10 protein-coding genes are annotated in these 12,841 nt (G+C 67.9%); 6 read left to right on the top strand and 4 right to left on the bottom strand.

Annotated features, from left to right (window positions below):
* The first annotated feature begins 111 nt into the window (after positions 1-111).
* The gene (locus KB879_RS01040) at positions 112-1,773 is read left to right on the top strand and encodes an acyl-CoA dehydrogenase family protein (protein WP_153954920.1); all 1,662 of its coding nucleotides are present in this window, start codon (positions 112-114) and stop codon (positions 1,771-1,773) included.
* Positions 1,774-1,777: 4 nt separating this feature from the next.
* Here KB879_RS01040 and KB879_RS01035 read toward each other — a convergent pair whose 3' ends face one another.
* Positions 1,778-3,457 (bottom strand): GMC family oxidoreductase, encoded by a 1,680-nt coding sequence (locus KB879_RS01035; protein ID WP_211980559.1) that lies wholly within the window; start codon positions 3,455-3,457, stop codon positions 1,778-1,780.
* 314 nt (positions 3,458-3,771) lie between these two features.
* On the opposite strand from KB879_RS01035, the gene KB879_RS01030 reads away from it, so the two are divergent.
* The gene (locus KB879_RS01030; protein ID WP_211980558.1) at positions 3,772-5,175 is read left to right on the top strand and encodes a coniferyl aldehyde dehydrogenase; all 1,404 of its coding nucleotides are present in this window, start codon (positions 3,772-3,774) and stop codon (positions 5,173-5,175) included.
* Here KB879_RS01030 and KB879_RS01025 read toward each other — a convergent pair whose 3' ends face one another.
* On the bottom strand, positions 5,176-6,120 hold the full coding sequence (locus KB879_RS01025; protein ID WP_211980557.1) for a Kdo hydroxylase family protein: 945 nt from the start codon (positions 6,118-6,120) through the stop codon (positions 5,176-5,178).
* A 202-nt stretch (positions 6,121-6,322) separates the two neighbouring features.
* Positions 6,323-7,486, bottom strand: coding sequence for a methionine adenosyltransferase (gene metK, locus KB879_RS01020; RefSeq protein ID WP_029047350.1), 1,164 nt, complete (start codon positions 7,484-7,486; stop codon positions 6,323-6,325).
* A 331-nt stretch (positions 7,487-7,817) separates the two neighbouring features.
* Between metK and KB879_RS01015 the strand changes: the two genes are divergently transcribed.
* From KB879_RS01015 to KB879_RS01000, 4 genes are all read left to right on the top strand, one after another.
* Positions 7,818-8,723: a lysophospholipid acyltransferase family protein gene (locus KB879_RS01015; RefSeq protein WP_153954954.1), complete on the top strand. Its 906-nt coding sequence runs from the start codon at positions 7,818-7,820 to the stop codon at positions 8,721-8,723.
* Positions 8,720-9,613: a lipid A biosynthesis lauroyl acyltransferase gene (locus tag KB879_RS01010; RefSeq protein ID WP_211980556.1), complete on the top strand. Its 894-nt coding sequence runs from the start codon at positions 8,720-8,722 to the stop codon at positions 9,611-9,613. Before KB879_RS01015 ends, KB879_RS01010 begins: the two co-directional genes overlap by 4 nt.
* 42 nt (positions 9,614-9,655) lie before the next feature.
* Positions 9,656-10,522: a diaminopimelate epimerase gene (gene dapF / locus KB879_RS01005; RefSeq protein ID WP_153954916.1), complete on the top strand. Its 867-nt coding sequence runs from the start codon at positions 9,656-9,658 to the stop codon at positions 10,520-10,522.
* A gap of 107 nt (positions 10,523-10,629) precedes the next feature.
* Entirely contained in the window at positions 10,630-11,439 is an 810-nt protein-coding gene (locus KB879_RS01000) for a polyphosphate kinase 2 family protein (RefSeq protein WP_013955305.1), read from the top strand.
* A gap of 14 nt (positions 11,440-11,453) precedes the next feature.
* On the opposite strand, the gene KB879_RS00995 is transcribed toward KB879_RS01000, so the two are convergent.
* Positions 11,454-12,761: a patatin-like phospholipase family protein gene (locus KB879_RS00995; RefSeq protein WP_013955304.1), complete on the bottom strand. Its 1,308-nt coding sequence runs from the start codon at positions 12,759-12,761 to the stop codon at positions 11,454-11,456.
* Between the last annotated feature and the right edge of the window lie 80 nt (positions 12,762-12,841).

Here is a 12,841-nt window from a genome sequence, read left to right as displayed (position 1 = left end):
AAATAACGCATGCTGCAGCGCACGAATCGCACGCAAGGGCATGGCAATGCACTCAAACGCGCGTCACGTGCTCTACCATGCAAGCAGGACGCGTCCACCTTCCATGCCGCCATGACTGAAGCTGCCACCCACCGCGTATTCAACCAGGTGCCCGATCTCGCGCACTACAACCTGTTTTCCACCGACCCGTCGCTGCGCGGCGCACTGGATCGGCTGGGAGGCGGCTGGCATGCCGCGGCGCTGGGCCAGTTCGGCGCGCGCCTGGGCGAGCCGGAAGTCCAGCAATGGGCAGCCGATGCCAACCGGCACACGCCCGAGCTGCACACGCACAGCCGCACCGGCGAGCGCATCGATGCCGTGGATTTCCACCCGAGCTGGCATGCGCTGCTGGGCTTGCTGCGCAGCCAGCAGCTGCAGGCCCTGCCCTTCGCCCAGCCGCGCGCGGGCGCATGGGTGGCGCGCACCGCCGGCTACTTCCTGCAGGCGCAGGTGGAATCCGGCTCACTGTGCCCGCCCACCATGACCTTCGCCAGCATCCCGGTGCTGCGCAAGGAAACCGCACTGTTTGCCGAACTGGAGCCGCGGCTGTATGCGACCGAACACGATGCGCGCGACCTGCCGTGGCGCAGCAAGAGCGCAATCATGATCGGCATGGGCATGACCGAGAAGCAGGGCGGCTCGGACGTGCGCGCCAACACCACCGTGGCGCGCGCGGTGCGCGGCGAGGGCCGCGGCGCGGAATACGCGCTGACCGGGCACAAGTGGTTCTTCTCCGCGCCGATGTGCGATGCGCACCTGGTGGTCGCGCGCATGGGCGCCGAAGACGGCCCGTTGTCGTGCTTCTTCGTGCCGCGCTTTCGCGACGACGGCAGCAAGAACGCGGTGCTGATCCAGCGGCTCAAGGACAAGCTCGGCAACCGCTCCAATTCCAGCAGCGAGGTGGAATTCCGCGACGCCACCGGCATCCTGATCGGCGAGGAAGGCCGCGGCATCCCGACCATCATCGAGATGGCCACCAGCACGCGGCTCGACTGCGTGATCGGCAGCGCCGCGATCCTGCGCGCCGCCTTTGTGCAGGCGCTGCACCATGCGCGCCACCGCAGCGCCTTCGGGCGCCTGCTGGCCGACCAGCCGCTGATGCGCAATGTGCTGGCCGACCTGGCGCTGGAATCCGAAGCGGCCACCCTGCTGATGATGGAGCTGGGCCACGCCTTCGAGCACGCTGACGATGATCCGCTCGCGGCGGCATGGAAGCGCGTGGTCACCCCCGCGGCCAAGTTCTGGGTCTGCAAGCGCGCGCTGGAAGCCACCGGCGAAGCCATGGAAGTCTGGGGCGGCAACGGCTACGTGGAAGAAGGCCCGATGGCGCGGCTGTACCGCGAGGCGCCGGTCAACTCGATCTGGGAAGGCTCGGGCAATATCATGTGCCTGGACGTGCTGCGCGCCATCCAGCGCAATCCCGACGATGCCGCACGCTTGCTGCAAGACCTGTCGCGCCGCGCCGGCGGCCATCCGGCGGTACGCGCAGAACTGGCATCGCTGCAGGCCATGCTGCACGAGAACCCCGAACTGCTGGAAGCCAATGCACGCCGCTTTGCGCAGGGGCTGGTGCTGACCGCACAGGCCGCGCTGATGCTGGCGCATGCCGATACCGAGAATGCGGAGCTGTTCGTCGCCAGCCGGCTGGGACGGCAGCACGGGCGCGTGTTCGGCACGCTGGATGCGGATGCCGACGTGCTCAAGCGGGTGTTCTCGCGCGGCTTCGAAGGCTGACGATTCAAGCCTCCATTGATTCGAGCACCCGCAGCATCACCCGCGGCGCATAGCGGATCAGGTCATGCGCGCGCTCGCCGATCATGATGGCGGGCGCATTGATGTTGCCGCCGACCAGGGTCGGCATCACCGACGCATCGACCACGCGCAAGCCCTCGACGCCGCGCACGCGCAATTGCGGGTCCACCACCGCCATCGCATCCATGCCCATGCGGCAGGTGCCGACCGGGTGATAGATGGTGTCGGCATGCTCGCGGATCATCTCGCGCACGGCAGCGTCGTCGCTGCCATCGGCTCGCAGGCCGGCGGAATAGAGTTCGCGTCCGCCAAAGCTGGCCAGCTGCGGCTGCGCAAAGATGCTGCGCACGATGCGCACGCCAGCCACCATGTCGTCCAGGTCGCGCGCATCGCTCAGGTATTGCGGGTCGATCAGCGGCGCGCGCCGGATATCGTGCGAGGCCAGCCGCACCTCGCCGCGGCTGCGCGGGCGCAGCACGCAGACATGGCAGGAATAGCCGTGGCCGAAGTTCAGCCGGCGCATGTGGTCATCCGCCATGCCGACCACGAAATGCAGCTGCAGGTCGGGCTCGGGCAGATCCGGGCGGCTGCGCAGGAAGCCGCCTGCCTCGGCGAAGTTGCTTGACATCATGCCGGTGCGCTCGCGCCGGTAGCGCAGCATTTCAGACACGAGCCGCGCCAGGCCGCCGAACGACACGCCGAACAATTCAGGCACGGCCACGCGCTTGTGCAGCACGATGTCGAGATGGTCCTGCAGGTTGGCGCCCACGCCAGGCAGGTCATGCACGACGGCGATGCCGTGCTCGCGCAAGTGCGCGGCGGGGCCGACGCCCGACACCATCAGCAGCTGCGGCGAGCCGAATGTGCCCGCGCACACGATCACGTCGCGGCGCGCGCGCAGCAGTTGCCGGCGGCCCTCGCGCACCACCTGCACCCCGGCCGCATGGCGGCCTTCGAAAACGATGCGCAGCGCCTGCGTATCGGTCAGCACCTGCAGGTGCGCGCGGCCGCCGTTGCAGGCCCGGTCGCGCTTGTTGCCACCGTGCAGGTAGGCACGCGCCGCGTTCCAGCGCTCGCCCGCGTGCTGCGTGACCTGGTACCAGCCCACGCCCTCCTGCTCTTCGCCGTTGAAATCGTCGTTGCGCGGGAAGCCCGCCTGCTGCGCGGCCTCGATGAAGCGTTCGGCAAAGGGGTTGGGAGTGCGCAGGTCGCTCACGTGCAACGGGCCGTTGCCGCCGTGCAGCGGGTCGTCGTCGCTGCCGGCCAGGCGTTCATTGCACTCGGCGCGACGGAAGTACGGCAGCACGTCGTCCCACGACCAGCCGTCGCAGCCGGCGGCGGCCCACGCGTCGTAGTCGGCGGCACGGCCACGCGTGTAGATCATGGCGTTGATCGAGGAACTGCCGCCCAGCCCGCGCCCGCGCGGCTGGTAGCCGCTGCGGCCGTTCAGGCCTGGCTGCGGCACGGTTTCATAGCCGTAGTTGCGTGCCCCCGCGCGCGGCAGCAGCGCGGCAAGCGCCGCGGGTGTGCGTATCAGCACATGGTGATCGTGGTGCCCGGCCTCGACCAGGGCAATGGTGTCGTCGCCGCTGTCGGCAAGCCGCCCCGCCAGCGCACAGCCCGCCGAGCCCGCGCCGACGATGACGTAGTCAAAGGTGGTTTCCATCTGTCTCCCCGCGAGTCCGCAGGCGGCGCGCGTGCGTGAGCCGGGCCGCGCCAGTGCGTGCGCGCCCTGTCCGTCCAGCGGATGGCAAGCTGTGAGATTCAGTGTAGGCGCTAGCCCGGACGGTGGAGAAGCCCGGTGGCGCGGGCCGCCGCGCTGCGCAGACGGGCGTTTGAATTGCCCTTCTGGTAGGAAACTTCCATTGCCATGGCTGGCACGCTACCTTATCGTGCGCGGGAACACGCGGACCGTTGCACCGCCACCCGCCGCGATCCGCTTCCACTGTCCCCGCACGTCCCTTGCCCAGGAGCGCAGCAATGCGAGAAGTCCCCGACCTGTCGTCCGTCTTTGGCGCCATGCACGCTGCGTCACGGCGCGACCAGCTGCCCGCCTGGGCCGTGCGCGCCGACCGCCTGCAGCGCCTGCGCCGGCTGGTGACAGAGAACGAGGCTGCCATTGCCGCCGCCATCCACGCGGACTTCACCAACCGGCCGCGGCAGGAAACCGCGCTGCTGGAGGTATTCCCGAGCCTGGGCGGCATCGACGACGCGCTGCGCCACGGCAAGCGCTGGATGCGCGTGCGCCGCGCCGCCACCGGCTTCTGGTTCCGCCCGGGCCGCTCGCGGCTGGTGCCGCAGCCGCTGGGCGTGGTGGGCATCGTGGTGCCCTGGAACTATCCGCTGTACCTGACGGTGGGGCCGCTGGCCGGCGCACTGGCGGCGGGCAACCGCGCCATGGTGAAGCTGTCGGAATACACGCCGCGCTTTGCGGCCTTGTTCGGGCAACTGGTGCCGCAGCACTTTGCGCCGGACGAGATCGTGGTGGTCAACGGCGATGCCGAGGTGGCGAGCGCCTTTACCGCGCTGCCCTTCGACCACCTGCTGTTCACCGGCTCGACCGCGGTCGGCCACCATGTGATGCGCGCGGCGGCCGCCAACCTGACGCCGGTGACGCTGGAACTCGGCGGCAAATCGCCGGCGATTATCGGCGCCGGCGCCGACCTGCCACGTGCGGTGGAGCGCATCCTGGTGGGCAAGCTGATGAACGCGGGCCAGACCTGCATCGCGCCAGACTACGTGCTGGTGCCGGAAGACCTGCGCGGGCAGCTGGTAGAAGCGGCACGCCAGTGCGTGGGCCGGCTCTATCCGGACTTGGCGCGCAACGGGGACTACACCAGCATCATCAGCCCGCGCCACTTCGCGCGCCTGGCGTCGCTGGTGGATGAAGCCTCGGCGCAAGGCGCGACCGTGGTGCCGCTGTCCGATGCGCAGCCGGACGCGCAGGCGCGGCGCCTGCCGCCGGTGCTGCTGCTGGATGTGCCCGAAGGCATCACGGCGATGCGCGAGGAGATCTTCGGGCCGGTGCTGCCCGTGGTGACGTACCGCACCCTGGACGAGGCGGTGGACTACATCAATGCGCGCCCGCGACCGCTGGCGTTGTACCTGTTCGAGCGCGACCGCGGCGCCATCGGCCATGTGATGAAGCAGACCGTTGCCGGCGGCGTCACGGTCAACGACACGCTGTTCCATATCGCCCAGGACGGCCTGCCCTTCGGCGGGGTCGGCGCCAGCGGCATGGGCGCCTATCACGGCCAGGCGGGCTTCGACACCTTCTCCAAGGTGAAGCCGGTGTTCCACCAGGCCGGCCTGAACGGCGCCGGCCTGCTCAAGCCGCCTTACGGCAAGACCTTCGAAACCATGTTGCGCCTGCTTTTGCGTTGATCAGGACACCAGCATCGGCCGCCCGAGCATGCGCGACAGCACCGCCTCGGGCGAGTGGGTGTGGTCGGAAATCGCCTGCGGCGCCAGGTAGATGGTCTGCTCCATCATCGCCCGTCCGCGCATGGCCGCATGCAGCAGCTGGTCGCTGAAGACGATCCAGGTGGAACCCGGCGGGAAGTGGAATTCCTGCTGCGGCACCTTGGCCTGGTAATCCAGGTCGGCCTTGGCCAGGTCATGCAGCTGCAGCATGCGGTGGTCGTATTCCGAGCGCTTGCGCTTGGTGATATGCAGCAGCTTCATCAGCGCCGCCTGCCCGGGCCACATGCCATGGGTCTTGGGCACGAACTTCTGCGCAAAATCGCCGAACGGCTCGCCCACGCGCCACACGCGCGCCGCAGCCGGGTCGATATTGTGGAACACTCGCAACAGGCGCTTGCCCAGCATCGGGTTGGACGGGAACGAGTCCACGTGCAGGCGGGTGTCGTCCTTGCGCCAGCTGACCGGGCGCCCGGCGATCTCGCTGGGCCGCAGCGAGGTGCCGGCGCGCGTCATGTGCGGGATGTATTCCGGGAACAGCGTGCGCACCAGCAATTCGCTGTTGTCGGCGTAGCGGCGGATCAGCGTGTACAGGTCCGCCAGGTCCTGCGGGCTGCCCTGGGCACCGCGCACTGCGGTGTCGTCGGCGCGCAGGTTGATGTTCTTGGACTTGCCGTCGGAATAGCGGCTGTCCAGGAAGCGCTCTTCGCCCGGCTGGAAACGGAAATTCAGGTTCGGGAAGTACAGCACGGCGCCCTGCTCCAGCTCGCGGCGCAGCGTGGCGCGTTCTTCGGCCGTGACCTGCGGCGCCCAGTCGGTATATGGCTGCGGGCGGATCAGGTTGAGCTGGCCGGCGGCGGCGGGCGGCGGGGTTGAAGTCGAGGGGGCAAGGACAGGCGCTTCGGACATGGCATCCTCTGGAAACGGTCACCAGTGTTTGGGGTCGGCCGCCGGCGTGGCGGCTTGGGATGGCGGGATTTTACTCCCTGCTGCTTGCGGTGGCGCCGGCGTCACGCGGCGACTGGACCAAGATCAAGTCCGCGTAAAAAAACCCCGCGGGCCCTTGCGGGCCGGCGGGGCTTGCCGTCAGTGCTGCTAACGCGGGTGGCGCTTACAGGCCAGCCGCGGCGCGCAGCGCAGCCGCCTTGTCGGTGGCTTCCCACGAGAATTCCGGCTCTTCACGGCCGAAGTGGCCGTAGGCGGCGGTCTTCTCGTAGATGGGGCGCAGCAGGTCCAGCATCTGCACGATGCCCTTCGGGCGCAGGTCAAAATGCTCCTGCACCAGTTCTGCGATCTTGGCGTCGGGGATCTTGCCGGTGCCTTCGGTGTAGACGGTGACGTTGATCGGGCGGGCCACGCCGATGGCATAACTGACCTGCACCTGGCATTGGCGCGCCAGGCCCGAGGCCACCACGTTCTTGGCCACGTAGCGCGCGGCGTAGGCGGCCGAGCGGTCGACCTTGGACGGGTCCTTGCCCGAGAACGCGCCACCGCCGTGCGGCGAAGCGCCGCCGTAGGTATCGACGATGATCTTGCGCCCGGTCAGGCCGCAGTCGCCCTGCGGGCCGCCGATCACGAAGCGCCCGGTCGGGTTCACCAGGTACTTGGTTTCCTTCAGCATCTCGGCCGGCAGCACCGGCTTGATGATCTCTTCGATCACCGCTTCGCGGATCTGGGCCTGGGTGATGTCCGGCGAATGCTGGGTCGACAGCACCACGGTATCCACGCTGTGCGGCTTGCCGTCGACATAACGCACCGTCACCTGCGACTTGGCGTCCGGGCGCAGCCAGGGCAGGCGGCCGTCGCGGCGCAGCAGCGACTGGCGCTCGACCAGGCGGTGGGCGTAGTAGATCGGGAACGGCATCAGTTCCGGGGTCTCGTCGCAGGCGTAGCCGAACATCAGGCCCTGGTCGCCGGCACCCTGGTTCAGGTAGTCGTCGGAAGCGCGGTCAACGCCCTGGGCGATGTCGGGCGATTGCTTGTCATAGGCGACCAGCACCGCGCAGCCCTTGTAGTCGATCCCGTACTCGGTATTGTCGTAGCCGATGCGCTTGATGGTGTCGCGCGCGATCTGGATATAGTCGACGTTGGCGGTCGTGGTGATTTCCCCAGCCAGCACCACCAGACCGGTGTTGCAAAGCGTCTCAGCTGCCACACGCGCGTACTTGTCCTGGGCCAGGATGGCGTCCAGGACGGCGTCGGAAATCTGGTCGGCGACCTTGTCGGGATGGCCTTCGGAGACGGATTCCGAAGTAAAAAGGAAGTCGTTTGCCACGAACTTATTCTCCAGGTTGGCTATTGCGTGCCAGCCCGTGCGGTTCATGGCGGCGACGCTTTAGCGGTATTTCAAGCAGCCCGGTCAGAGCCGCATCGCCCCGCAAGTTGTCAGTTAACTCGGCGATACACGCTATTATACGCGCCTGCCGGGCTCGTTGCAGCGCGCCAACGGTACAGCACGGCACCCGGCCAACCTGCCGGGGCACCGTGCCCATATGAATCCCGATGACGGCACGCTGCGCGCGGAACTGAATACCGCCATAGAAAAAACGCTGCCTGTTCGCCTGTTCCCCGGCACAGACCCGCAGCAGACCTGCTTTTCGCGCCTGATGACCTTTTTATTCTGGCTGATCTCCCGTTTTCCCCTGCGGCTGCTGCAAGCCGCGGGCGGCGCGCTCGGACTACTGAGCGCGCGCCTGCCCGGCCGCTACGGCCAGCGCCTGCGGGAGAACTTCCGCCAGGCGTTTCCCGACGCCACCGAGGCGATGATCGACGAAGCGGCCCGTTCGGCCGGACGCATGATCATCGAGATGCCCTACTTCTGGAGCCGCAGCAAGATCGGCGCGAAGCTGTATGGCTTTGACGACTACCTGTGGCCCGAGCTGGGCAAGCTGCAGGCGCGCGGCAAGGGCATCATCATCCTGACCCCGCACCTGGGCTGCTTTGAAGTGCTGCCGCAGTCCCACGCGCTGCAGCGCCCGGTCACCGCGCTATTCAAGCCGCCGCACCAGCCCTGGCTGCGCGACTGGATCGAAAAAATGCGCACCCGCCCCGACATGCACATGGCGCCGGCCACGCCGCGCGGGGTGCGCATGCTGGTCAAGGCACTCAAGCGCGGCCAGGCGGTGGGCATCCTGCCCGACCAGGTGCCCAGTGGCGGCGAGGGCAACTGGGCGCCGTTCTTCGGCAAGCCCGCCTATACGATGGCGCTGGTGCACCGGCTGCAGCAGCTGACCGGCGCGTCGGTAGTGGCGGTCTTTGCCGAGCGCCTGCCGCGCGGCGCCGGCTATCGCGGCCACCTGCGCGTGATCAACGACGGCGGCATGTTGCCGGACGATCCTGCCGCAGCAGCAGCGGTCATCAACCGGACCATCGAGGAACTGGTACGCCTGTGCCCCACGCAGTACCTGTGGGCTTACAACCGCTACAAGCAACCCGCCGGAGCGGGCACCCCGGACGCGCCGGGCACCCCGGGCAACGACACCGAGCCGGCCGCTGATCAATCGATTTCATGAGCCGTGCGTTCACGTGGCTTGGCATCGGCTTGCTGACGGTGCTGGGCAAGCTGCCATATCCGTTCGTCGCGCGCTTCGGCGAGGCGCTGGGAAGCCTGCTCTACCTGGTGCCGAGCGAGCGGCGCCGTGTGGTACAGGCCAACCTGCGCCTGTGTTTCCCGGACCGGACCGAGGCCGAAATCGACGAGCTGTCGCGCCAGAGCTTCCGCATCCTGTTCCGCAGCTTTGCCGAGCGCGGCATCTTCTGGACCGGCAGCGAAGCGCAGATGCGCCGCTGGGTGCAGATCGACGACCAGGCCGACCTGGTGGCGCTGGATGGCACCCCGCATATCCTGGTCACGCTGCACCTGTCAGGCGTGGAAGCCGGCGCGATCCGGCTCACCATCAACCTGCGCGAGCATCTCGGCCGCTCCGGCGCGTCGCTCTATACCAGGCAGAAGAACGACCTGTTCGACCACTTCCTGAAACACGCGCGCGGGCGCTTCGGCGCCAACATGATCTCGCGCAACGACAGCGCGCGCGACATCCTGCGCTGTCTGAAGAAAGGCGAGGCGCTGCAGCTGATCGCCGACATGGATTTCGGCGAGCGCGACTCGGAGTTCGTGCCGTTCTTCGGCGTGCAGGCGCTGACACTGACCTCGGTGTCGCGGCTGGCACGCCTGACCGGGGCCAAGGTGGTGCCGATCTACACCGAGATGCTGCCTGACTACCAGGGCTATGTGCTGCGCATCCTGCCGCCCTGGGAAGACTACCCCGGCGCAAGCGTCACCGACGACACGCGCCGCATGAATGCCTTCTTCGAGGACTGCATCCGCCCGCGCGTGCCGGAGTACTACTGGGTGCACAAGCGCTTCAAGCATCGCCTGCCGGGCGAGCCCGAGATTTACTGAGCGCGCCGGCACGTCCGGCGCCGCGCAGCTACAATCCCCACCATGAAACTCCAGTTCACCAAGATGCACGGCGCGGGCAACGACTTTGTCGTGCTCGACGGCATCCACCAGCAGATCGACCTGACTCCGGCGCAATGGCGTGCGCTGGCCAGCCGGCATTTCGGCGTGGGCGCGGACCAGATCCTGATCGTTGAAAAGCCGTCCCGCCCCGATGTCGACTTCCGCTACCGCATCGTCAATGCCGATGGCAGCGAGGTGGAGCACTGCGGCAACGGCGCGCGCTGCTTTGTGCGCTTTGTCACCGACAAGGGCATGACCGACAAGCGCTCGGTGCGCGTCGAAGTGATGAACGGCGTCATTACCCTGACGCTGCAGGACGACGGCCAGGTCACGGTGGATATGGGTGCGCCCGAACTGGAACCGGCGCGCGTGCCGTTCCGTGCCGAAGGCCTGCCCACCCGCGCGGAAGGCGCGGACACGGTGTACGGGCTGGAGGTCAACGGCCGCACCGAATGGATCTCGGCGGTATCGATGGGCAATCCGCACGCGGTGCAGGTGGTGGACAACGTGGAGAACTTCCCGGTGCTGCAGGACGGCCCGGTGGTGGAGCACCATGCCGCCTTCCCCAACCGCGTCAATGCCGGCTTCATGCAGGTGCAGGACCGCCACACCATCCGGCTGCGTGTCTACGAGCGCGGTGCCGGCGAGACCCTGGCCTGCGGCACCGGCGCCTGCGCGGCCGTGGTGGCCGGCATCCGGCGCGGCCTGCTGGACTCGCCGGTTCGGGTGCATACCCATGGCGGCGAACTGACCATTGCCTGGGAAGGCGGTGCGGAACCGGTGCGCATGACCGGCCCGGCCACCACCGTGTTTGAAGGCAGCATTGACCTGGCAGCCCTGCCGACCTGACCATAGGGGCTGTGCGCCCCTTTCCACACGCCCCGCATTCCTTGTCGCGGAGCCCCGGCGGGGGCGCCCATTCCCTTGATCTTGCTGGTCAGACCGATGGAGCGCCCATGCCGCTGGACGATTTCCGCATCACCTCGGGCAAGCGTTTTCGCCTTGCCGACTTCGACCCGGGCAGCAAGCCGCTGTCGTGCGGCAAGAAAGAGGAAGACCTTGCCCGCATCATCGAGTTGAGCAACGCCCTCGACGCGCAGCAGGACATCTTCTACGCCGAGCACCGGCGCAAGCTGCTGGTGGTGCTGCAGGGCATGGATACCAGCGGCAAGGACGGCACCGTGCGCGGCGTGTTCCGCAGCTTCGATCCGCTGGGCATCCGCGTGGTGGGCTTCAAGGCCCCGTCGCCCGAGGAACTGGCGCGCGACTACCTGTGGCGCATCCACCTGCAGGTACCGAAGACCGGCGAGATCGTGGTCTTCAACCGCAGCCACTATGAAGACGTGCTGATCACGCGCGTGCACGACTGGATCGACGCCGCCGAGTGCGAGCGGCGCTTCCGCCAGATCCGGGACTTCGAGTCGATGCTAACCGAGACCGGCACCACCATCGTCAAGTGCTTCCTGCATATATCCCGCGACGAGCAGAAGGCACGGCTCGAAGCGCGCCTGGCGGACCCGGAGAAACACTGGAAGTTCGACACCACCGACCTTGCCGAGCGCAAGCACTGGAAGGCCTACATGGACGCCTACGAGGCTGCCATCATGGCGACCAGCACGCCCGAATGCCCGTGGTACGTGGTGCCGGCCGACTCCAAGACACACCGCAACCTGATGGTGGCGGAGATCCTGACCAAGGTCTTCGAGGACCTGAAGCCGGCCTACCCGCCGGCCCGGCCGGAACTGGCCACGATCAAGGTCGACTGAGCCGCCCGGCCGCCTCAGCCGCCGTTGCCGCGGTGCACGTCGTGCGTGACGAAGGGGTGCTCGCGGCTGGGCATCGCCAGCCATTGCGGGTGGCGCAGGGTCTGGCGGATATCGTCCAGCCCGCTGGTCCAGTGCTCATGCATGGTGAGCGCGCCGAACTGGTAGTCCTTGGCCAGGTTCTCGAACGACTTGTCGCGGTAGATCAGCTGGATCACATTGCGGCGCGCGTCGCAGGCCTGCTCCGCCGCGCGGCGGTACCAGGCGTTGTCGCGCTTTGACGGCGGTACCAGCGCCATCACCTCGTTGAGCATGCGGCGCAGGTTCTGCTGCTCGCGCATGTAATCGGTAATGGCCCGCGTGCGGCTGGAATACTGGATGTCCTTCTGGCGCTCGGCCACGTCGACCAGGTCGTGCGGCAGCTTGCCGCGCGCGCTCCACAGGTCGACCTGGAAGATCAGCGCGTCGCGCCGCGGCTGCGCGGTCAGCACCTCGGCCAGCGGTGTGTTCGACACCAGCCCGCCATCCCAGTAGTACTCGCCACCGATCTCCACCGCCGGAAAGCCCGGCGGCAGCGCGCCCGAGGCCATGAAGTGCTCGGGGCAGAGCTTGTCGCGGGTATTGTCGAAGTAGGCGAAATTGCCGGTGCGCACATTGACCGCCCCCACCGAGACGCGCATCAGGTCGGGGCGGTGGTTGATCAGGTCGAAGTCGGCAAAGCGCTCCAGCGTCGCCTTCAGCGGCGTGGTGTCGTAGAAGCTGGCATGGCTCGGATCCGAGTAGCGCGACATCAGCTCCGGCCAGCTGCGCGGCTGGAAGAAGCCACGCTGGCCTTCCAGCATGGCACGCGCCGCATGCAGGCCATCGAACCAGATCCGCATCGGCTCGGGCCAGCCTTCGGCATGGTCGGCGAACCAGGTGTGCGACAGACTGGGCATCCACGGCTGCGCGCAGATGTACTCCCAGAAGGCGCACAGCTGTTCCACGCGGCGCTGGGGCGGATTGCCGGCGATGATGGCGGCGTTGAGCGCACCGATGGAGATGCCGGCAACCCAGTTCGGGTAGATCCCGCCCTCGGCAAGGCCCTGATACACGCCGGCCTGGTAGGCCCCGAGCGCGCCGCCACCCTGCAACACCAGCGCGCGCACGGCATAGGCCTCATGCGCCGCCCGGTCCGGGGCCTTGGCAGCCTGGCGCACCGGCTTGCGCGGCAGCACCTGCGCGCCGCGCTCGGCCAGGGACTCGCCGTTGCCGGCTGATTCCGCCGTTGTGGATGGCGTTGCCGCCTGCCGCCCTGCCCGTTCCTGCCGCTCTTTTGCCGCCACGCCGCGCTCCCTCCCAGTCTGAAAGTCAGCCGTCCGTCCGCTGTCCGCCGAACGTGCGGAATGAGGGCGCAGGCTGGCAG

This window comes from Cupriavidus sp. KK10, assembly GCF_018223725.1.
Lineage (GTDB): Bacteria > Pseudomonadota > Gammaproteobacteria > Burkholderiales > Burkholderiaceae > Cupriavidus > Cupriavidus necator.
This window is presented reverse-complemented; position numbering and strand designations above follow the sequence as displayed.